At 65.4% G+C, this 20,195-nt stretch carries 15 protein-coding genes and 2 pseudogenes; 4 read left to right on the top strand and 13 right to left on the bottom strand.

Translation table 11 applies throughout. The features are described 5' to 3' along the window. The 3 genes and pseudogenes from RZR99_RS26530 to RZR99_RS26520 form a co-directional block, all read right to left on the bottom strand. The gene (locus RZR99_RS26530; RefSeq protein WP_323122756.1) at window positions 1-171 is read right to left on the bottom strand and encodes a DUF2964 family protein; all 171 of its coding nucleotides are present in this window, start codon (window positions 169-171) and stop codon (window positions 1-3) included. A gap of 59 nt (window positions 172-230) precedes the next feature. Beyond that, window positions 231-311, bottom strand: a pseudogene (locus RZR99_RS26525) (DUF2964 family protein); the annotation flags it as partial. 168 nt (window positions 312-479) lie between these two features. Then, window positions 480-2,333 carry a M24 family metallopeptidase gene (locus tag RZR99_RS26520; RefSeq protein WP_323122749.1) on the bottom strand — a complete coding sequence of 618 codons (1,854 nt, stop codon included), beginning with the start codon at window positions 2,331-2,333 and terminating at the stop codon, window positions 480-482. A 288-nt stretch (window positions 2,334-2,621) separates the two neighbouring features. On the opposite strand from RZR99_RS26520, the gene RZR99_RS26515 reads away from it, so the two are divergent. Both RZR99_RS26515 and RZR99_RS26510 read left to right on the top strand, forming a co-directional pair. Next, entirely contained in the window at window positions 2,622-3,332 is a 711-nt protein-coding gene (locus RZR99_RS26515; RefSeq protein WP_323122748.1) for a helix-turn-helix domain-containing protein, read from the top strand. Window positions 3,333-4,024: 692 nt separating this feature from the next. Continuing rightward, window positions 4,025-4,942 carry a LysR substrate-binding domain-containing protein gene (locus tag RZR99_RS26510; RefSeq protein ID WP_323122747.1) on the top strand — a complete coding sequence of 306 codons (918 nt, stop codon included), beginning with the start codon at window positions 4,025-4,027 and terminating at the stop codon, window positions 4,940-4,942. Window positions 4,943-5,040: 98 nt separating this feature from the next. On the opposite strand, the gene RZR99_RS26505 is transcribed toward RZR99_RS26510, so the two are convergent. The 6 genes from RZR99_RS26505 to RZR99_RS26480 form a co-directional block, all read right to left on the bottom strand. After that, entirely contained in the window at window positions 5,041-5,958 is a 918-nt protein-coding gene (locus RZR99_RS26505) for a DMT family transporter (protein ID WP_323122746.1), read from the bottom strand. Window positions 5,959-6,076: 118 nt separating this feature from the next. Then, window positions 6,077-7,210, bottom strand: coding sequence for an aminotransferase class V-fold PLP-dependent enzyme (locus RZR99_RS26500; RefSeq protein WP_323122745.1), 1,134 nt, complete (start codon window positions 7,208-7,210; stop codon window positions 6,077-6,079). Window position 7,211: 1 nt separating this feature from the next. Then, complete coding sequence (locus tag RZR99_RS26495) at window positions 7,212-8,183, bottom strand: proline dehydrogenase family protein (RefSeq protein WP_323122744.1); 972 nt, start codon at window positions 8,181-8,183, stop codon at window positions 7,212-7,214. Next, the gene (gene gntB / locus RZR99_RS26490) at window positions 8,184-9,182 is read right to left on the bottom strand and encodes a guanitoxin biosynthesis L-arginine gamma (S) hydroxylase (protein ID WP_323122743.1); all 999 of its coding nucleotides are present in this window, start codon (window positions 9,180-9,182) and stop codon (window positions 8,184-8,186) included. It lies immediately after the preceding gene. A gap of 585 nt (window positions 9,183-9,767) precedes the next feature. Beyond that, complete coding sequence (locus tag RZR99_RS26485) at window positions 9,768-10,868, bottom strand: polyamine ABC transporter substrate-binding protein (RefSeq protein ID WP_407655501.1); 1,101 nt, start codon at window positions 10,866-10,868, stop codon at window positions 9,768-9,770. Window positions 10,869-10,953: 85 nt separating this feature from the next. Beyond that, complete coding sequence (locus tag RZR99_RS26480; RefSeq protein ID WP_323122742.1) at window positions 10,954-12,684, bottom strand: amidohydrolase; 1,731 nt, start codon at window positions 12,682-12,684, stop codon at window positions 10,954-10,956. Between the two features lie 214 nt (window positions 12,685-12,898). Here RZR99_RS26480 and RZR99_RS26475 point away from each other — a divergent pair, with 214 nt between their 5' ends. Both RZR99_RS26475 and RZR99_RS26470 read left to right on the top strand, forming a co-directional pair. Continuing rightward, the gene (locus RZR99_RS26475; protein WP_323122741.1) at window positions 12,899-13,729 is read left to right on the top strand and encodes a helix-turn-helix transcriptional regulator; all 831 of its coding nucleotides are present in this window, start codon (window positions 12,899-12,901) and stop codon (window positions 13,727-13,729) included. A gap of 236 nt (window positions 13,730-13,965) precedes the next feature. After that, window positions 13,966-16,002: an arabinofuranosidase catalytic domain-containing protein gene (locus RZR99_RS26470; RefSeq protein ID WP_323122740.1), complete on the top strand. Its 2,037-nt coding sequence runs from the start codon at window positions 13,966-13,968 to the stop codon at window positions 16,000-16,002. Between the two features lie 124 nt (window positions 16,003-16,126). Here the strand turns inward: RZR99_RS26470 and RZR99_RS26465 are convergent. The 4 genes and pseudogenes from RZR99_RS26465 to RZR99_RS26450 all read right to left on the bottom strand — a co-directional run. Beyond that, a pseudogene (locus RZR99_RS26465) lies at window positions 16,127-16,456 on the bottom strand (Gfo/Idh/MocA family oxidoreductase); the annotation flags it as partial. Between the two features lie 41 nt (window positions 16,457-16,497). Further along, entirely contained in the window at window positions 16,498-17,523 is a 1,026-nt protein-coding gene (locus RZR99_RS26460; protein WP_323122739.1) for an ABC transporter permease, read from the bottom strand. Between the two features lie 29 nt (window positions 17,524-17,552). After that, window positions 17,553-19,106 carry a sugar ABC transporter ATP-binding protein gene (locus tag RZR99_RS26455; RefSeq protein WP_323122738.1) on the bottom strand — a complete coding sequence of 518 codons (1,554 nt, stop codon included), beginning with the start codon at window positions 19,104-19,106 and terminating at the stop codon, window positions 17,553-17,555. A 70-nt stretch (window positions 19,107-19,176) separates the two neighbouring features. Continuing rightward, entirely contained in the window at window positions 19,177-20,103 is a 927-nt protein-coding gene (locus RZR99_RS26450) for a sugar ABC transporter substrate-binding protein (RefSeq protein ID WP_323122737.1), read from the bottom strand. Window positions 20,104-20,195 lie beyond the last annotated feature (92 nt).

Below are 20,195 nucleotides of genomic sequence, written 5' to 3'. Positions count from 1 at the left end.
TCACCCCTCTTCTTTCCCGGCGGGGTTCAGCAGGATCACGAACGCGGCGACGGCCGCCGCGATCGCGACCACGCTGTAGACGACACCGGGATGGCTGTCGAACAGCAGGCCATGCACCGCCCCCGCCAGCCCGAACAGCGCGACGAAAACGGCGATCGCCGCGAATACGATCCGAGANCGATCGCGACCACGCTGTAGACGACACCGGGATGGCTGTCGAACAGCAGGCCATGCACCGCCCCCGCCAGCCCGAACAGCGCGACGAAAACGGCGATCGCCGCGAATACGATCCGAGATTGCTTGCGCACCATGACGGCCTCCGGGTTGCGATGAACGGATGAGCGCCGGGCTTGCGCCGGCACCGCGATCGCACGGTGCCGGCGCAAGCCCGGCCGCCTGTTCCCATCATCGCCGCCGGCGCGCCCGACGCGTTGATCTGAGTCAAGCGACGGGCGGCGCCGGTGCCGCTCCGGCGGCGGCTACAGCAGCGGACACGCGGTCACGGCGGTGCCCCGCTCGACACACGCGCGCTCGTAATCGCGCAGATAGTCGCGCTCGTCGCCGGTCAGCAGATCCAGATCGATCAGATCCCAGTCGTAGCCGACCGAGACGATGTTCTCGAACTCCACCTTGCCGGGCTCGCTCGCGCACGGATGGATGATCACGACGTTCTCGATCCGCACGCCGCCCTTGCCCGCGAGGTAGATACCGGGCTCGACCGAAATCACCGCGCCCGGCACCAGCCCGTACGGCGAGCCCGGACTGAAGCGCACTCCGCCCTCGTGCACGTGGATGCCGATGCCGTGGCCGGTGCCGTGAGCGAAGTCGTAGCCGTGCGCGCGGCAGACCGAACGCACGGCGTCGTCGACGTCGTGTCCCTTCGCCTGCGCCGGAAAATGCGTGACCAGCCCCTTGATCGCGGCCTTCAGCGCCACCGTATAGATTTCCTTCTGCCACGGCTGCGCATTCGTGCCGGACCGAGTCTTGCGCAGCACCACGCGCGTGCAGTCGGTCGCGAAGCCGCCCTCGTAGTACGCGCCGCTGTCCATCAGCACCAGTTCGCCTTCCGTCAGCAAGGTATCCGGATCCGCCGCCGTGTAGTGCGCGATCGCGCTGTGCGGGCCGTTCGCCGCGATCGTCGTGAAGGTCAGCGCCACCGCCGACCGTGCGCCGTACGCATCGTTGATCCGGCGGGCGAGATCGACTTCCGACGGCGCCGCATCGCCCGCTCCGCTCTTGGCCCAGCGCATCGTCTCGGCGATCGCGGCCGAGCTGCGCGCGAACGCGTCGCGGAAATGGTCGAGCACTTCCGGCGTCTTGCTTGCCCGCAGCGCCTCGACCGGGCTGAAATCGACGTGCCGCGCCGTCGGCCAGATCCCGCTCACGAAATCCGGCAACGCGCAATTCACCGCCGGCGCGCCATAGCAGATCGTGTCGACCTCGAAGCCGCTCAGCACGCGCGCCAGTTCCGCCTGATCGGCGCGCACCACCTGGAGCGACGGATACGGCGCCAGCTCGACGGGACAGGCTTCGCAGCCTTCCGGCAGGAACAGCACGAGCGCTTCGCCCAGTACGAACAGGTAGCCGAGGTGCGACGACGCCTGCGGGACGTGATATCCGCGGCTGTTCAGCAGATAGCCGAGATCGTCGGCCGCGCAGGTGAGAAAGCAGGTGGCCGCATCGTCGCGGCCGAGATTCGCGCGCAGCCGCGTATTGAGCGCGCCGATGTGCTCGGCGACACTCGCCCCGGTCATCGACGGCGGCAGGCTGAAGATCGGCCGGTCGATCCGCCAGCCTTGCAGGCCGATCGCGCGATCCACTTCGCGCGCCGTCAGCGCGTGCCACGCGAAATCCGCATCGGCGGTGTCCGCCAGCAGGCGCTCGCGTTCGGCGACGCTCACGCGCAGCGCGTCGTAGCCGATCGAGCGCAGTTGCGCCGCCCGCTCGACGAGCCAGCCGGCGATCGCATCCCAGATACCGAGCCCGAGCGGCAGTTTCTCGACCCGCACCCGCGCGGCGTCGCACTGCGTTTCGGCCTGCAGGTGATAACGGCCGTCGACGAACAGCACGAACCGCTGCGCGAGCCCCAGCCGCCGCGCGGCGGCCTCGCTGAGGAAAAGACCGTTGCCGGCCGAGCCGTCGAACGCGCTCAGCGCGTAGCGCGGATTGTTGCCGCGCGGCAAGTATTCGCTCAGGAATTCGTCCTGCGCCGTCACGACCAGCGCATCGAGCCCGCGTGCATCCATCAGCACGGACAGCCCGGCATGCGTGTCGGCGATCGAGGCGTGATAAGGGGCAAGGTCGGAGAAGTGGTATTTCAGTCGATCGATCATCGTGGGTCCGTGTTGTCGTTGTACTGCCGCCCGAAGATGATGAAAAAGTTACAACCGGCCTTAATTTACGTCAAGCTAAAATTTAAGTGGGACTAAAATTCTCGGAAGCGGATCTCGCCCGGCCTTCCCGCACGCCGGCGCCGAGATGCGAGAAAAAAATCCGGCGCTGTACAATGCTCGGGCATTGTCGTCGGGACGACCTTTGCATCAAGCTCAGACGGGTGCGTCGGCGCGCGGGGAACGCGCCCGCATCGATACGTCAGCTCATTGTCGCCTCGTGGGAGATTCATGGATTCGGACCTCATGCACATCGGCGGACGCATTCGCCGCCTGCGCCGCGAGTCAAAAAAGACGCTGCTTCAAGTGGCCACCGACGCGAGCCTCTCCGTCGGATTCCTGTCGCAGGTCGAGCGCAACCTGACGGGCATTTCGATTTCGTCTCTCGTCAACGTCGCCAAGGCGCTGAACGTGCCGCTCGGCGCGTTGCTCGACCAGCCGCGCCAGGACCGGCCGGACTCTCACCAGGGCAGCCGCGAATCGTATGCGATCCGCGCGACGGAGCAGCGCTACGAGCGCCTGTCGACCTCCTTCTCGGGCAGCCAGCTCAACGCGGTCAAGGTGCAGATGATGGAGGGCTACTGCTCCGAATGGGTCGCGCACAGCGGCGACGAATTCGCATTCATCCTCTCGGGATGCGTCCGTTACACGGTCGGTCGGAATGAATACCAGCTCGGCCCCGGCGACTCCCTGCACTTCGACGCGCATCAGCGGCACCGTCTCGCGAACGTGGGGAACGGTCCGGCCGAACTGATCGCGGTCAATACGTTGCAGTTGTTCGACGATCTGTGCCCGGAGTTTCCGTCGCTGCCGCCGCAGCCCCCGGCGGCCGACGTCCCGCCCGTCACCGTCAAGACCAGCCGCGCGAAGCAGACCCGCGCCGCGCCGCCGGCCGGCATGACGGCCGCATCGCAGCGGCCCGCGAAGAAAAAGACGCGGTAAATCTCCGGCGCCCGCCTCGGCGCCGCGCGCCCCGATCTCGCGGGCCGTCCTCCCGCCTTCTTGCCCGGCCGCCGGCGGCTCAACCGCCGCCGCGTTCAATTCAGCCGTTCCTCACCGCCCCGCAGATCCCGCACCCCAAGGTCTCCGACGCTTCGTCGCGGCGGCGCGTTTCCCGGACATTACAGAAGCATTTCGGCATAGAACGCTATTTTCCGGAAACGCATAAATCGCCGGGGATAGAGAAAAAAATTCCCCTGCACAACGGGTATAAATTAAAAAAACATCCGAATACTGCACATTGACCAATTTTTTCTGTCCGAACCGACGGACACCGATCCCAGGGACGATCGCGACATAACGAAAGCCGCGCTGCCTCAGTAAAGAGTGAACCTCAAATGTCGAAGCATTCAGAAACCGCTCGCCGCCACCGCCTCTCACGCATCCGCTCGCGCCCGCATCGACCGTCGCACCGGCGCACGCCGGCGAACGGTCCCTGACGGACACCCTTCGGGCCCGGCGCCCATCGCTCCGACATGAGCGGCTTCGCAGCCGGAACACTCCATCGCCTCATCCGGAAGCGCCTCGCCTGTTTTCCGCAAGCCCGATCCACTCCAATCAACCGTGAGTCATCTCCAAGCGGGTCTGGACAGCCCGCACCGGCAATCGAAAAGTTGAATACAAGAGGTCGTAATATGACGCGCCCAAAACGATTGAGGCATCTGCCCTCATTGAATTTCCTGCGCGGGTTCGAATGCGCAGCCCGTCATCTGAGTTTCACCAAGGCGGCGCAGGAATTGAATCTCACCCAATCGGCGATCAGCCGCCAGGTGAAGGCCATCGAGGCGCAACTGGGCCTCGAACTATTCCATCGAGACTGCCGCTCGCTGACGCTCACGAACGACGGGCACGAGCTTTACCGAACCGTCGCGTTGGGACTGGCGGAGATAGAAGCGTCCATCGTCGATTTTTCTTCCTGTCTCGAACACCGCTTGATCTCGCTCTCGACGACCGCGCCGTTTGCCGCGCTGTGGCTGATCCCGCGCTTGCGATCGTTCCGCCTGAGATACCCGGACATCGACGTATGGGTGTGCGCCGGCAGCGAAATCGACACGCCCAGGCAGGAGCGCTCGCATCTCGCCGTGCGCTATCTCGCCCCGCATCTGCTGCTGGCGGACGCACATGTGCTGTTCGAGGAACACGTCGTGGCCGTTTGCAGTCCCGCCATTGCCGAGTCGGTGGACCACGGGCTCGACGATCCATCCGACCTCTGCCGGCATACCCTGCTGCACATCGGCGACGCGCAAACCGACTGGCCGTGGTACTCGTGGCGCCACTTCACCGGGGAGCCCCGGCTCAAGCCCGCCGCCGCGCTGTATTTCACGCAGTACGATCAGTTGATTCAGGCGGCGGTGGAAGGCCACGGGATCGCGCTCGGCCGACGCCCGCTGGTCGACGAGCTCATCAGGCAAGGCCGTCTCGTGACGCTGTTCGACGGCTATAGCGTGGCGTCCGGCAGCTATGTGCTGGTGGAGAACGAGGACGCCCGTCCGGAGGCGGGCGCCGACTCCCTGGCCAACTGGCTGCTCGACGAGTGTCATAGCGACGGCTGACGCGCGCGGCTCATCCGCGCCTGTGCGGCACGCCCGCGTCGCGGCGTCGCGGCGTCCCGTGAAGCGGCCCCCGGCAATACGGCGCCTCGAGGCGGCCGCTACTTCCGGCCGGCGACCGGTCGATTCACGGCGGCGCGCGCGCCGGCGGCCCCGCCGACATGGATACGCGTATTGACGAGCGCCACCCCGATCAGCGTGATGCCTCCCCCGACCAGCGTGATCCACGACGGTTTCTCGCTGAGCCAGATCCAGCTGATCAGGATCGCGAGAGGCGGCGACAGGTACAGGAAGCTCGTGACCTGCGAAGCCGGCGAGCGGCGCAGCGCGAAATTCCACGCGATGTAGCCGACGAACGTGGGCGCCACGCCGAGCCAGCCCAGCGCCGCGAGATGCGGCGCCGAAGCGGCCGCGATCGCGGTGACGAGGTGCGGCGCGCCGAACGGCGCGGCCGCGATCGTGGCCGCGAGGAACGCCGTGGCCGTGACGCCGAGCGACCCGACGCGCCCGAGGATCGGCTTGATCCCGACCGAGTAGACGGCAAGCCCGGCGACGCTGACCAGCACCCACAGTGCGGCCGGCTCGATGCTGAAGCCGTGGCCGCTCGTGATCACCACCAGCGCGACGCCCGCGAGGGCGACGGCAAACCCGGCCGCCTTGACCATTCCGATCGATTCGCGCAGCCAGAGTGCCGACAGCAACGCGGTCGCGCCGGGAGACAGTGAAATCAGAATCGCCGCGGTACCGCTCGGGATACGCGTTTCCGAGTAGGCGAGGCACAGGTGGTAGACCGTCAATCCGAGGATGCCGAACACCGCGATGCTCGGCAGCTCCCGCGCGGCGGGCAGCGGAAAGCGCTTGACGCACCACAGCGCCGCAAAGCAGACGGCCGCGATCAGCAGACGCGAAAAAGCGATCTCGCTGGGCGTGAAGACATCCAGGCAATACGCGATCGCCGCATACGACGACGACCACGTGAGCAATGCGATGCCGATTGCCGCGAGCGCCCTGCCATCCAAGCGTCCGTTCGTTTCCATCAATTGGATTCCCCTTCCTTGAAGCGAACTGCGTGATTGTGATGAGCCGGTTCCGATCCGGACAATCCGGTGCCCTCGGTACGGCGAACCGGTGCGCGCGTCACGATGAAAAGGATAGCGCGCGTTCGAGCGCGTCGATATCCGACATCGCGTTCGTGCAATGCGCGGAGAGGCGAACGGCGGTATCGATGCCCTTCGCCCCCAGATACAGCGGCGTATGGTTGCCCGTGATCTTCCACGCATTGATCCGGCACGCCCGCAGGCGCTCGACGATTTCAACGGGCGTGCGCTTCCGGTGCACGAAGCTCACGATGCCGCTGTGAGCCGATCCCGGATGAAGGAGCGTGATGTCGTCGTGCCGCGCCAGGCGCTCGCATAGTGCCACATAGATCTGCCGCGCGGCGGCGAGATCCTGGCCGCGCGCCTCGTCGACGGCCACTTTCAGGCCCATCAGCGCGGCGATATGCATCTCGCTCAACTCCAGCCGGCGAGCGCTGTCGTCGAACAGGCGATACCGGTCGAGCGCCGGAATTTCGGCCGCGTGAAGATCGACGGGATGATCGCCCAGCCGATCGAGCCAGCGCGACGACAGCACCGCGAAGCCCGTCCCTCGCGGGCCCCTCAGGAATTTCCGGCCCGCCGCCGTGAGCAGGTCGCAGCCGATCCGCGCGACGTCGATGTCGAGCTGGCCGACCGACTGGCATGCGTCGACCGCGTAAAGCGCATTCGGACTCGCGCGGCGCAGGATCTCGCCGATGCTCGCCACCGGCAGCACGATCCCGCAACCGGACGGCAGATGAACCGCGCTCATGAGGCGCAGCGTATCGTCGGCATGCGCTTCGATCCACGCCAGATCGAGATCGCCGTTTTCGATCAGCGGCACGACCTCCAGTCGCAGATCGTGCCGCGCGCATAGCGCGCGCAGCGCCAGCAGATTGCCGGCGTATTCATAAGGCGTGGTCCACACTTTGCCGCCGCCGCGCCATTCGCCGATCGCATTCACACAGGTCAGCCACGCGCGCGTGCCGCTGTCGAAGAGCGCGACGTTGCGGCTCGACGGAGCATTCAACAGGCCGGCCACGCCGGCTCTGACCGCGTTCAACGCATCGATGTGCATCTGCTCGGCTTCGTACGCGCCGTGCTCGAACTCGGCGTTCAGATACGCCGCCATCGTTTCGGCGACCGCCGGCGAGGCGAGCCCCGCGCCGGCGGTATTGAAATGAATCGGCCGCATGTCAGTAATCGGCCCCGAACACGACCCGCGCGGGGTCCTGAATGTCCGCGAGCGCCTGCAGGACGGTTTCGGGCGCCTCGGCGAGGCGATGCAGGAAATGCAGGTACCAGTTGTCGCCGAAGGTGCCGTAGACGCGGCATGTCACGCCGTCGCGACGCAGATCGCGCAAGCGGGTCGGCTGCACGCCGTGCAGCATCTCGATTTCGCCGCCGTCGCCCAGCAGCCCGTTGCGCATCAGGCGCTCGATGAGCGCCGGATCCTGAGTCGCGAAGCTGCGGTCCACCCCCGCCTCGGTCAGGCGGGCGGCCAGCTCGAGATAGCGATCGTCGAGCGCGGGCGACCTGGGTAGCGCCCGCTCCGGGATCTCGGCATAGACGCCTTTCACGAGCCGGACCTTGTGGCCGGAACGCGTCACCGCGTCGAGGTCTTCCGGCGTGCGGTGCAGATACGCCTGCAAGGTGATGCCGATGTTCGCGTGCGACGCGGACAGCCGGTGGAATACGGCGAGAATGTCGTCGACCATCGAGAACCGCTCCATGCTGAGCGTCACGAACACCCCCTGCTTCGCCGCGGCCGCGACGATGCGGCCGGTCACCTCCTCGGCCAGATCGCGCGAAATCAGCAACCCGACATTGCTGAGGTCGAAATTGAGTTCGGTCCGGCGCCCCAGGCCGCCCTGCGGCAGCCGGTCGATCAGTTGCCGGTACTGCGACTCGATGCGCGTCACCTCGTCGGGGTCCGTCACGTTCTCGCCGACATACTCGAGACCGATCTCATAGCCTTTCGCGGCCAGCATCCGCATCCGGTCGATCGCCGTCCCGGCTTCGCCGGCCACGATGTAACGGCTGGCCGGCGCGTGCAGCAACTGGCGCAGCGCATCGCTTTCGCGGAAGCTGCGCGCGTATCGAGGATTGGCGGCAAGGCCTTTCAAGGCGGCAGCGGCAAGGGTATGGATTTCGTTGTTCATGGTCATTCAGGCGCCTTGACGGGAATCGACAGTGGAATCAAGCGGAGCGGAAACGCGGATTTCGTCGAGAATCGAACGAATGGCGGAGCGCCGGCCGGCGGGTGCGGTGAAGATTCCGCCGGACGTCCGGTTCGCGGCGGCGTAAGCCGGATCGTCGAGCAGGATCGCGTGCGCTCGCCGCAGATTCCAGAACGGAATACCTGCGAGCAGATGGTGCACGAGGTGATAGTTATCGCCGTGCATGCCGATAAATGCACGCTCGACGGCATGGGGAAAACGATTGCGCGTAATCGTCAGCGTACTGCGCGCTGTCCGGATCAGAGGATAATGCTCGGATATCTCGGTAAACCACCCGATCACCTGAAATGTCGTGATCAGCGGGATAAACCAATACAAGATATATCCGACCGGACCGACGGTAACGGAGAACAGTGCGAATATGGCTAATTGAGCCACCACCAGCTCGGTCAATGTTCTTCTATCGATCGAATCCTTTCCGAGCCGATTGATCAGCAAATATCGCAGATAATTCGCCACATTCAGCAGAAATAGCGTCTTGAATATGAAACGAATTACGAAATCGAGGCGATCGCGCACCTCGAACAAACCGCTTTCGACGTACTGGATATAGTCGGGGTCGCGGGTCTCGTCGCCGAGAAACGTATGATGATCAAGGACATGCGACTTCACGTAGGCCGCATGGCTCTGGAAGATCGGGTAGCCGGCCAGCCAGCGGCCGATGAAGTTGTTCAGCCCGCGGTGGCGCGAGAACGTCTTGTGACAGGATTCGTGCAGGAGCGAAGCCAGCGCCCGTTGACGCGATCCGACGACAAGCACCGCCAACGGGTAAAACCACATCGACCATTGCGCCGCGTAAATCGCGGCGGCCATGCATAGATAGTCCCCTGTCAGTTCGAGTGGCCCCCGCCAGTTGTTCAGTGCAAATAAAGGTTTTAATCGATCGCGAATTTCTTTTGAAAATTGGTGCTTTTCTATCACGGTCATCCCCGTCTGCTTATTCTAATAATCGACCCCCGCTTCAGACATCGATGTGTCATGAATGCGGAAATCCCCTCAGATTTTTATCACCACCAGAATCAGCCGACACATTACACGCCGCAAGCATTTTTGCAAACGGCGGTTTAGTCGATGAAATGCTCGAATTTCGTCATAGTGATACATGTTTTCGTCGTTTTGACGAAAATGACGCCTTTCCGTCTGTATTTTTTTGTAAATTCTCGAGGCGAGAAATGCTTAAGCCGGCATTGTCGGGGACGCGCGATCGCGGCCGGCGCTTTCCGGCGGCAATCTTCTGCGATGCGGCACGCGCAATCGGGAAAAGCGGACGGAGGAGTTGCCGGGAAGAAAGCGCACGGCGATGAGGTCCGCGGCGCCACGATGGATCACAACGGGACGGCATGGACCGGCATCCAAACGCCGACCGCGCTTCGCCATAGACGCTCAGGTCGCGCCGCCGCCTGCTGCGCGACGACCTCCGCTTGCGCTTGAGGCGCGAAACCGCGCGGTCCGCGCGAGCGCTATCCCCTGTCCCGCGTCGCGACACCCGATCCGCCTACCGCGGACAGCGGCCTATCCGCTTTTGAGTTTGGTCCAGAGCCGGTTCATCAGGCGCGTCAGATCGGCCGGGATGGGTTTGCTAAGACTCAGCCTGCGCAACGCATCGGACGGCGGGAATACAGCGGGGTCGGCCGTCACTTCCGCGCGCACGCGCTGTTTCGCGGACGGCACTGCCGTCGGATAGAAGGTGTCGTTCGTCAGGTTCGCGCTCTGCGGCGCCGACAGCACGAAATCGATGAACGCGTGCGCCGCATCCGGGTGCGGCGCATCCTTCGGGATCGCCAGCATGTCGAACCACAGCACGCTCCCCTCGCGCGGAATCGTATAGGCGATGCGATACGGCTTGCGCGCATTCGCCGCCGCGAGCCGGGCGGCGTTGACGTCACCCGACCAGCCCAGGGCGACGCAGATGTCGCCGCCGGCGAGATCATTCACATAGCCGCTCGAATTGAATTGCGTGATGTACGGCCGCACGCGCTTCAGCAACTCGTACGCAGCCTGGTAGTCCGCCGGGCTCGCGGTATTCGGATCCTTCTTCAGATAGATCAGCGCCACGCCGAACGCATCGGCGGGGGAATCGAGCATCGAGATGCCGCAGCCCTTCAGCTTCCGCGCGTACTCGGGATCGAACAGCAGCGCCCAGCTGTCGAGCGGCGCCTCCGCGCCGAGCGCGGCTTTCACCTTTTCGACGTTCAAGCCGAGCCCGTCGGTCCCCCAGGCCCATGGCACGCCGAACTGGTTGCCCGGATCGTCCGCCGCCAGTATGGTCATGATCGCCGGATCGAGCAGCGCGCGATTGGGCAGCTTCGACTTGTCGAGCTTCTGGAAAATCCCGGCCTGCAACTGCCGCGCCCAGAAGATATCCGACGGCACCACCACGTCATAGCCGGCATTCCCCGACAGCAGCTTCGCCTGCAGGGTCTCGTTCGCGTCGAACTCCTGGTAGACCACCTTGATGCCCGTCGCCTTCTCGAAATCGGCGATCGTGGTCTTGCCGATCGAATTGCCCCAGTTGTAGACATGGACGACGGAATCCGCCGCGCTCGCCGCCCCGCTCATCAGCGCGAACGCCACGAACATCGTGCCCGCTCGCTTTTTCCACGACGCATCCATCGGCCTGCCCTCCGTCGGTTTTCCTGTCCCGCTCGACACTCGCGCCGCGCACTCGACGCCTCTCGCCTCCCGGTGGCAAACCGCGTCATGTGCCATCGGCGGCCGCGCGCGAACGGCCGCGCCGCATGTCGAGGCCGACTTGCGCGCCGAACCCGGCATTCGCGTGCGTCACGTCACCGTTCATCATCGTCAGCGCGACGTCGATGCGGCCGATCCTGTATTGGTTCGTCTCGAACAGGTTGTCCTCCAGCACGACCAGATCCGCGCGCTTGCCCACCGTCAGCGAGCCGATCTCGTGCTCCATGCCGAGCTGATACGCGCCGTGGATGGTGTAGGCGGCGATCAACTGGGGCAGGCTGAGCCGCTCGGCGATATCGGGAAACACGGCCGCGTCCGGCTCGCCGGCCAACTGGCGCGTATGTCCCGACTCGATATGCTCCAGCGGCCGGTGCTGGCAACGGCACTGACACGCGAGGCCGTCCATCCCGATCGATACCGTCACGCCCTGCTCGATGAAACTGCGAAACGTGTACATGCGGCTCCAGCGCGAAAAACCGTAGTGCTCGCGCAGGCGTTCGCTGTAACGGTCGACCACGCCCCACTGGAGCTGCGTGTTCGCCATCACGCCCGCGCGCCGGAACCGGGGAATATCGTCCGGGTGCGTGAGAAACGCATGCGTGATCACATGCCGGCGGTCGCGCGGCGGGTTGTCGCGATTCACCCGCTCGAAGCCGTCGAGCGCCATGCGCACGGCGGCATCGCCCACGCAGTGAACCATGACGTTCGCGTTCGCGCGATCCGCTTCGGCGAGGTAACGGTTGAACGTATCGGCCGGCATCGTCGGCGCGCCGCGCGTATCCGGGCGGTCCGCGTAGGGCTCGAGCAGGTAGGCCGTGTGGTTGGTTTCGGTACCGTCGAGGAACAGCTTCAGCACGCGCGCCTTCACCAGCGGCGTGTCGTACTTCTCGCGATAGGCGACCAGCGTGCCGACCGGGTCCTCGATCGCGCCGACCACGGCGACGCTGCCTACGACGCGCTGTTTCAGATTCCCGGCCCGCTCCAGCGTCTGCAGGGTCTCGTACAGCAGCGACTGGTCGCCGCCCGCGTCGAGAAAACCCGCATCGAACACGGTCGTTACACCGGCGGCAGCGAGCTTGTCCTGCCATGGCGGGATCGACCGCAGGTACAGGTCGATTCCCGACGGCAGATAACCCGCGCGGCTGATCCTGCGCATCAGCAACGCGTACGCGGCGCCGTCGATCACCACGCCCGTGGGCTCGCCGGTCACGGGATCCTTGTCGAACCAGCTGGCTCCCGCCTGTATCGGCGGCGTATCCGCATCGATGCCGGCAATCTCCAGCGCCTTCGAGTTCACCCACATGGTGTGGAAGTCGGTCGACAGCAGGCACACGGGCCGGTCGGAACAGATCGCGTCGAGCGTCTCCTTGCGCAGCAGCGCCGCCGGGATCGTCGCCTGGATCCAGCCCATGCCGGTGATGGCCGGCTCGTCCGGATGCGCGTCCACGTACGCACGCAGCGCGTCGAGCACCTGCGTCGGGTCCTCGAAGTTGACGAACGCCTGGAACGCGAACGCGGTGGTCTCGAAGTGCCAGTGCGACTCGACGAAACCCGGCAGCACCAGACGCCCGCCCGCATCCACGCAGGTCGTATGCGAGCCGACGTAGCCGAGCACGCCGCCCTCGTCGCCGACATAAACGATCCGCCCGTCGCGGACCGCGAGCGCCCGCGCCCACGGCAGGTGGGGATCGACCGTGTAGATCGTGGCGCGCGTCAGGACGAAGTCCGCCGGTTCCATTGCGGTTCGCGCCGTTTCCGTATGCATGACAGGCCTTTGGTCGAACGTGACGGGATGCCGTTCACTATAGGGAGGCTCGCGCCGCCGGTCTGCCCCCCCGGCACGGGGGCAACCGCGTTTTCTCCGCGTGGCCGCCGCGCGTCGAATTGTTTCCCGACAGACGGCCGTGCGCGACACGCGTAGCATCGACGCATCGCGATCAGCCCATGCCGCCATGCACGCTCTCCCCTCCGACCCGCGCGATCCCGGCTACCACCCGATCGGCCTGAACCCGACCATGCTCGGCGCGGCGATCGATGCGATCGGTTCGTCCGGATTCGCCAGCGCGGTCGCGTCGCTCGTCACCGGACAGATCCCCGGCGACGCCGTCCATCTCGAGCGCTGGCGGATCAATCCCGGCAGTGCCTCCGGCTACCGGGTCGAATGGCTCGGCAGCGGCGGTTCGCGCGAGACCGAGCTATGCACGCTGATGGACCTCTATTACCGGGACTACGCGCTCACCGATCCGCTGTTCCTCCCGGTGCGCGGCCGCAGCGGCACGCTACTGCTGCAACGGCACGTGGGCGGCCTCGCCGACGGCGAATTCCGGCGCCGCTTCTTCGACGAACCACGGATCGCGCAGGAATGCGTGCTGGTGCGAGGCAATGCGCACATCCAGTACGCGATCGCGCTCACGCGCACGAGCGATCAGGCGCGCTTCAGTACCGGCGAACTGTTCCAGTTCCGCCAAATGGCCGACCTCCTGTTCCCGCTGGCGGAGCTGAACGCGCGCACGTGTGCGGCGCTGCGGGTCGCGCCGTCGCCCCTTGCATGCGCCGCGCCGCCCGCCCGCTTCGATGCGCGAGTCGCCCGCCAGGCGATACGGCTGTCGCGGCGCGAGCACGATATCTGCCGGCTGCTGCTGAGCGGCCGCACCCTCCCCGAAGCCGCGGCCCATCTCGACGTGAAGTTGTCCACCGCCGACTCGTTCAAGCAACGCGCCTTCGCCAAGCTCGGCATACGCACGCGGCGCGAACTGTTCGATTGGGCGTTCACCGGCGACTGAGCCGCGATCGGCCATTCGGGCTACCTCGTTCGTCTAGGTAATAATACGGGTAAACACTATAGTAATAATATTTGCAATAAGTTTACCCGCTTGTACTATTGCTTCGGCAGCCTGCCGTCACGACCCACATGATTCGGCATCCTGTCGATGGAATCATGCCGCGCGGAGCGGTATTCCATCCCATCAATACTCAGTATGTCTAAATGAACTGATCGTCCGGAATGGAGGGGATATCCATGGAGTCGTTACTGAAAAAGAAGGCCGCCCCGAGGGCCGCTCGTCTGCTCGGCGGACTCGTGCCCGCGCTGCTCGTCGGCGCGATCCTGCCGTTGGGCATGGCGGGTCAATCGGCCCATGCCGCCACCGCCGGCGCGGCCGGCGCGCCGACTCCGCTGCCCTGCGACGCGGCGGCCGGCGCCGGCACCCAGTGTTCGGCCGCGCATAGCGTAGTCCGTTTGCTGACGGGGAGTTACACGGGGCCGCTGTTTCAAGTGCAGCGGAAATCGGACGGCAAAACCCAGGATGTGTATCCCTATACCGCCGCTACCCTGCCGGCCGGCGCCGATGCCAAGCTGATCGGGTCGACCAACGTGGGAAGCCTCGATCGCTTCTGTGCGAGTACGAGTTGCGTGGTCACGTATCTCTACGATCAGATCGATCTGATCGCCGCGCTGAAGGGAAGCTTCGGCAATGTCCCCGGAACGCTGAAGCTCGATACGAAGACGTCCGGATCCCTGACGCTTCTCCCCCCGGGCAAACCGTCGACGACGGTCCCGGTGACGAACGGCTTTGCCACGCTCAGGCTGCCGTCGGGTCCGACGCTCACCATTCAATTCATTCGACCGTTCGAGGACGGCAATACGTTTCCGGCGACGCAGAACGTGACGGTCGGCAATGACCTGCCCGGCTTGAGCGGCCACTACGACGCGGGGAACACCAAGGATTTCTCCTATACGCCGTTGAACTATGAGTCGCTCGGAAACGGCACGAGAATTCCCACGCTCAAGATGATCGGCGGGAATGCGTACCGCAATCGCGTGGGCACCGTGAATCAATCGATCGGCGACAGCGAGATCGCGGCCTACATGGTGGTGAATCCGCAGTACAGCCAGCCCTCCACCTGCTGCGGCACTTACGGAAACATGGAGGGAAACTACGATCCGAACAAGCAGAACCAAGTGGAAGGCCTGATGTTCGGCCTGGCCTTTTCGAGCGGCGCGTGGGCCACCGACGGCTACGGCAAGGGATACGTCCCCGGCACGAACTACAAGGATTTCGTTGGGAAGAGCGATGCGGCGAACAACGCCAACGTGAACTGGGCGGGCGTCGACGCCGAAGCCGGTGTCTGGCTCTACGGCCCGCAGCGCCCCTCCACGGAATCGTTCTTCACCGTGCTCGCCAAGTACTCTCCGGCAAATGCCGCGAACTACTTCGCCGTGAAGGGCGGCGATGCCACGCAGCCCACGCTCACGTCGCTATTCAATCAAGCCCCGCCTCGCGCCAGGAATTTCGGCAACGATGCCGGCTACAACTTCAAGGGGAAATGGGAAGGCGGACTGTCGCTCGGCGAAGGGGGCGACGCCAGCATCGCACCCGTGCAATTCTTCGAAGGCGCGCTGCTCGCCAAGGCCACGTCCGCCGCGACCGACAACGCGATCCAGAGCAGCATCCAGAGCTTCTACGGCCCGCCGCGCGATGGGACCGCCGCCGCATGCTATGCCAACAACCTGGTGAACTTGCCGCTGAGCCTCACGGATACCTCGGTCTGGAGCGGGAACGTCGACGGCAGGGCGCTCTCGTCGGCCGTCGACATCTCGGGCGTCACCTCCAACGCGGCGGTCGTGTCGAATGCCAGCGGCAGTCCCTTTTCGGCCATCAAGCAGTGGGTCAAGGTGCAAGGCGGCCAGACCTACACCTTCACCGACTACGTGCTCGGCACGTCCGATCCTTCCGTCAAGGTGTTCCCCGGCGGGTCGGTGCAGACCGACGACGCCGGCAATACGGAGTTCGCGTGGGTCGTGAATACCGCCACCGGCAAGGTCACGAGAGGAACCTGGGGCAACGGCGCGATCACCTCGGCGACCTCGGTAAGGACCGGCAATTGGTGGAAGATCTCCATCACCTTCACCGCACCGGCCGGCGCCGGCAACGCGAGGATTTTCATCGATCCTCCGACGTCGGACGCATCCGGCAACCGGAGCACGCAGAATGCCGGACTGGCGGCGACGCATTTCTGTCCGAGCCTGGGGATCGACGCGTCCGTCATCCATTGAATGGCGGGAGGGTGACGTGCAAGCGTCCCCTCCTCTTCGGGTTTCCCGACACGCCCGATCCGCATGCCGACGCGCAGGTGGACCGCAGCCGCCTCGCTCCGGCCGAGCCGAAACGCGGCGCGATTCAGGAACGCCAATCGAGTACCGTCCGGCATCCGCGCGAGACATCGAGCGCGGATCCGCGGCGCCACGATTGCATGGCCGGTTCGGCAAGCTCCAGCGCTTTCACGCCATCGTCGATCGTCGTGCGCGCCGGCTCGTCGCAGGTCAAGGCGTGGACGAAATGCGCGATCTCCGCCGCGTACGCGACGCGATAGCGTTCAAGGAAAAACGGCTCCGGCAAATCGGACGACACGCCCTCCGAACGGGACGACACGACCTCGACCGGACACAGATTGCCCGCCTGCAGCATGCCCTTGCCGCCCAGCACTTCCAGGCGCTGGTCGTACCCATACATACGCGGCCCGTCTCGCCCCCCGCCGGCCCGACCGCCGATCAGCGCCCGCGACGCTTGCGGTATTGATCGGCGATCACCGCACTGACGATCACGCCGCCCTTGACGATTTCCTGGATATACGAATCGATGCCGAGGAACGTGAAGCCGCTGGATATCACGCCGAGGATCAACGCGCCGATCACGGTGCCGGTGATCCGTCCCGCTCCGCCGGCGAGGCTGGTTCCGCCGATGACGGCGGCGGCAATCGCGTCGAGCTCATACGAGAGCCCCATGCCGGACTGGCTGGTCTGCGCCCGAGCCGATACCACCACGCCCGCCAGCCCCGTCAGCAAACCGGCGATCGTATACACCGCGATCAGATTGCGCCCGACGGCAATGCCCGATACGCGCGCCGCCTGCACGTTGCCGCCGATCGCGTACAGACACTTGCCGAAGCGGGTGTAGCGCAGGACCACGTGGAACACCCATGCCGCGAGCAGGAAGATCGCCACCGGCTTCGCCCCGCTGCCGATGGCCGAGTAACCGTCGGTGAACAGGCTGATCGGCTGCCCGTGCGTGTAATAGCGCGCCAGCCCTCGCGCGGACACCATCATGCCGAGCGTTGCGATGAAGGCGGGCACGCCGGTTCGCACGATCAGCACGCCGTTGAGCAAGCCGCACAGGCCGCCCGCCAGCACGCCCGCCAATACCGGGACCAGCACCGGCAGGTCCGCCGCCCCCGGGAAGATCGTCGAACCGAAGGCCGCCGTCTGCGCGAGGCTGCCCGCGAGCATCGCGGACAGCGCGACCACCGAGCCGGACGACAGATCGATCCCCCCGGCGATGATGACCATCGTCACGCCGACCGCGATCAGACCGATCTCGGACACGCGCAGCACCATGATCAACAATCCCTGCGGATTGTAGAGAAACGATTGGCCGCGCTCGATCCAGCCGAGCGCCTCGAACGCCAGCGCGATGACGACCAGCACGAACAGGATGCCCGCCTCCTGGGGCAGGCGCCACTTTCGCGGCGCGGAGGCCGCCAGATCCGGGGGGTCGAGAGCGGGGTTGCGCACATCCATCTCCTGTCTTCCTGTCGTTGTCGGTTCCATCAAAGCGACTCGCCGGAGGCCAGCGTCATGATCGCCTCCTGGGTCGCGGCATCGCGCGAGACGATGCCGCCGACCGTGCGCTCGCACATCACCACGATGCGGTCGCTCATTCCCATGACCTCGGGCAACTCGGACGAAATCATGATGATCGCGGCACCCTGACGGGCCAGCCGGGAGATCAGCGCATGGATTTCCGCTTTCGCCCCTACGTCGACGCCGCGCGTCGGCTCGTCGAGGATCAGGATCTTCGGGTCGTTCAGCAGCCAGCGCGCGAGCAGCGCTTTCTGCTGATTTCCGCCGCTCAGATTCTCGATGATCTCGTGCAGCCCGCCCGTCTTGACCTTCAGGCGCCGGCAGAAATCGGCGCACGCGGCGTCGAGCGGCCGCTGCCGGACGAAACCCCATCTGCAGTGACGCGCCAGTGCCGCGATCGCCATGTTCTCGCCGACCGACAATTGCAGGAACAGTCCCGAGTCCTTCCGGTCCTCCGTCAGAAACGCCACGCCGGCGGCGATCGCCTGGCGAGGCGTGCGGATCGACCGCCGGGCGCCGTCGAACAGCAACTCGCCCTCGTCCGCAGGAGCCACCCCGAAGATCGCTTCCATCACTTCGGTGCGCCCCGATCCCATCAAGCCCGCGATGCCGAGGATTTCGCCGTAGCGAACCTCGAAGCTGACGTTGGAGAACGCACCCCGGCGCCCGAGATTGCGCACTTCGAGCGCGGCGTTGCCGATGTCCGCCGTCTGCTTCGGGAAGATCTGCGTCAGTTCGCGGCCCACCATCGCCGCGATCAGGGTCCGCTTGGTGAACGCAGCGGCGGGACGCGTGACGACGTGGCGGCCGTCGCGAAAAATCGAAATGTCGTCCGCGATCCGGAACACCTCGTCCATCTTGTGCGTGATGTAGATGACCGCCTTGCCTTGCGCCTTCAGCGCCCCGACGATCCGGAACAGGTGCTCGACCTCCGCCTCGGCGATCGCGGACGTCGGCTCGTCCATGATCAGCAGATCCGAATCGAACGACACCGCTTTCGCGATCTCGACCATTTGCCGGTTCGCAAGGCTCAGGCTGCCGAGTTGCGCATGCGGATCGATCTCGATGGCGAGCCGGGCGAAGAGCGTTCGCGTGCGGCGGTTCAGTTCGCCGTGGTCGATCAGGCCGAACCGGTTGCGCGGTTCGCGGCGAATCCAGATGTTCTCGGCGACCGTCATCAACGGCAGCAGATTCAGCTCCTGATGAATCATCGCGATACCGCGATCCAGCGCGTCGCGCGGCGATTGCAGCCTAACGGGCCGCCCCTTGAAATACAGCGCGCCGCCGTCCGGCGCGTGCACGCCGGCGAGGATCTTCATCAAGGTCGACTTGCCCGCGCCGTTCTCGCCCATCAGCGCATGCACCCGCCCGGCATGGATGTCCATGCAGATATCGTCGAGCGCGACGACGCCCGGAAACGCCTTGCGCACGTTGCGCGCGGCAAGCAGCGGCGGGCGGGCCGGCTCGATCGGGCCGGGCGCCGGCCGATCCGCACTGGCGGTAACGCTGTAATCCGGCATGACGGCGGCTCCTTCAAGACCTCGCGGCGAACGAAGCGAACCGTCCCTGCGTTCACTTCCATCGGACCGGTTATTTGTTCAGAAAACTCCGATAGTTGTCGGGCGTGACGAGCTGATACGGAATCCAGTTTTCCGCCGGCACCGTCCGGTCGCCGCCCGCCAGCCGCACCGCGGCATCGACCGCCGCCCGGCCTTGTCCCTTGCCGTCCTGGAACACGGTCACCGCCAGCTCGCCCCTGGACATCGCGAACAGCGCATCCTTCGTCGCATCCACGCCGCCCACCAGGATCGATGTCGGCGGCACGCCCGCCTGCTTCATCGCCAGCAGCGCGCCGAGCGCCATCTCGTCGTTGTTCGCCGCGATCGCATCGAATTTCTTGCCCGCGCTGAGCCACTGGCTCATCAGATCGATCGCCTGGCTCCGGTCGAAATTGGCCGTCTGCTCGGCCGCCACCTTCAGGCCGGGATACCGCGCGACCACCTCGCGCACGCCGCGCGTGCGATCGCGCGTCACGTCGGTGGACAGCTCGCCCAGCATGACGGCGATCTTACCGCGCCCGCCCAGCCTCTTTGCCAGGTAATCCATCTGCAGGCGCCCGGCCACGAGGCTGTCGGAGCCGACGAAGTACGCGCCGTTCCCCATCGGCTCGTTGGGCTTGCGGTTGACGTAGACGATCGGAATCCCGGCCTTGCGGGCGGCATCGGTCATGCGTTTGGTGGCCGACGCATCGGCCGGATTGACGATGATCGCGGCCACCCGCTGCGCCACGAAACTTTCGACCTGGCTGACCTGCCTGCCGACATCCCCTTGCGCGTCCTCGACGTTGAGACTGACGTGCCTCTGCTTGCCTTCCGCCGTCATCGCCTCGCGCACGGTGGTCAGAAAATTGTCGTCGAAATGCGCCATCGACACGCCGACGGTGGTGTTCGCGAGCGCCGTGGCCGGGGCGAGCGCCGCCAGCGAAGCGGCAAGCATCAGCCTGCGCAGATAGTTCATGGATCGTCTCCTGATCGTATTTATTCTGCCTGCGCCCGGCGGATTCGAGCGCGACGACGCGCGTTACCGGGCGCCGGATGACTCAGCGAATC

The organism is Burkholderia alba (assembly GCF_034721475.1).
Taxonomy (GTDB): Bacteria; Pseudomonadota; Gammaproteobacteria; order Burkholderiales; family Burkholderiaceae; genus Burkholderia; species Burkholderia alba.
Note: the sequence above shows the minus strand (reverse complement) of the source record. Positions and strands in the feature narration are given on the sequence as shown.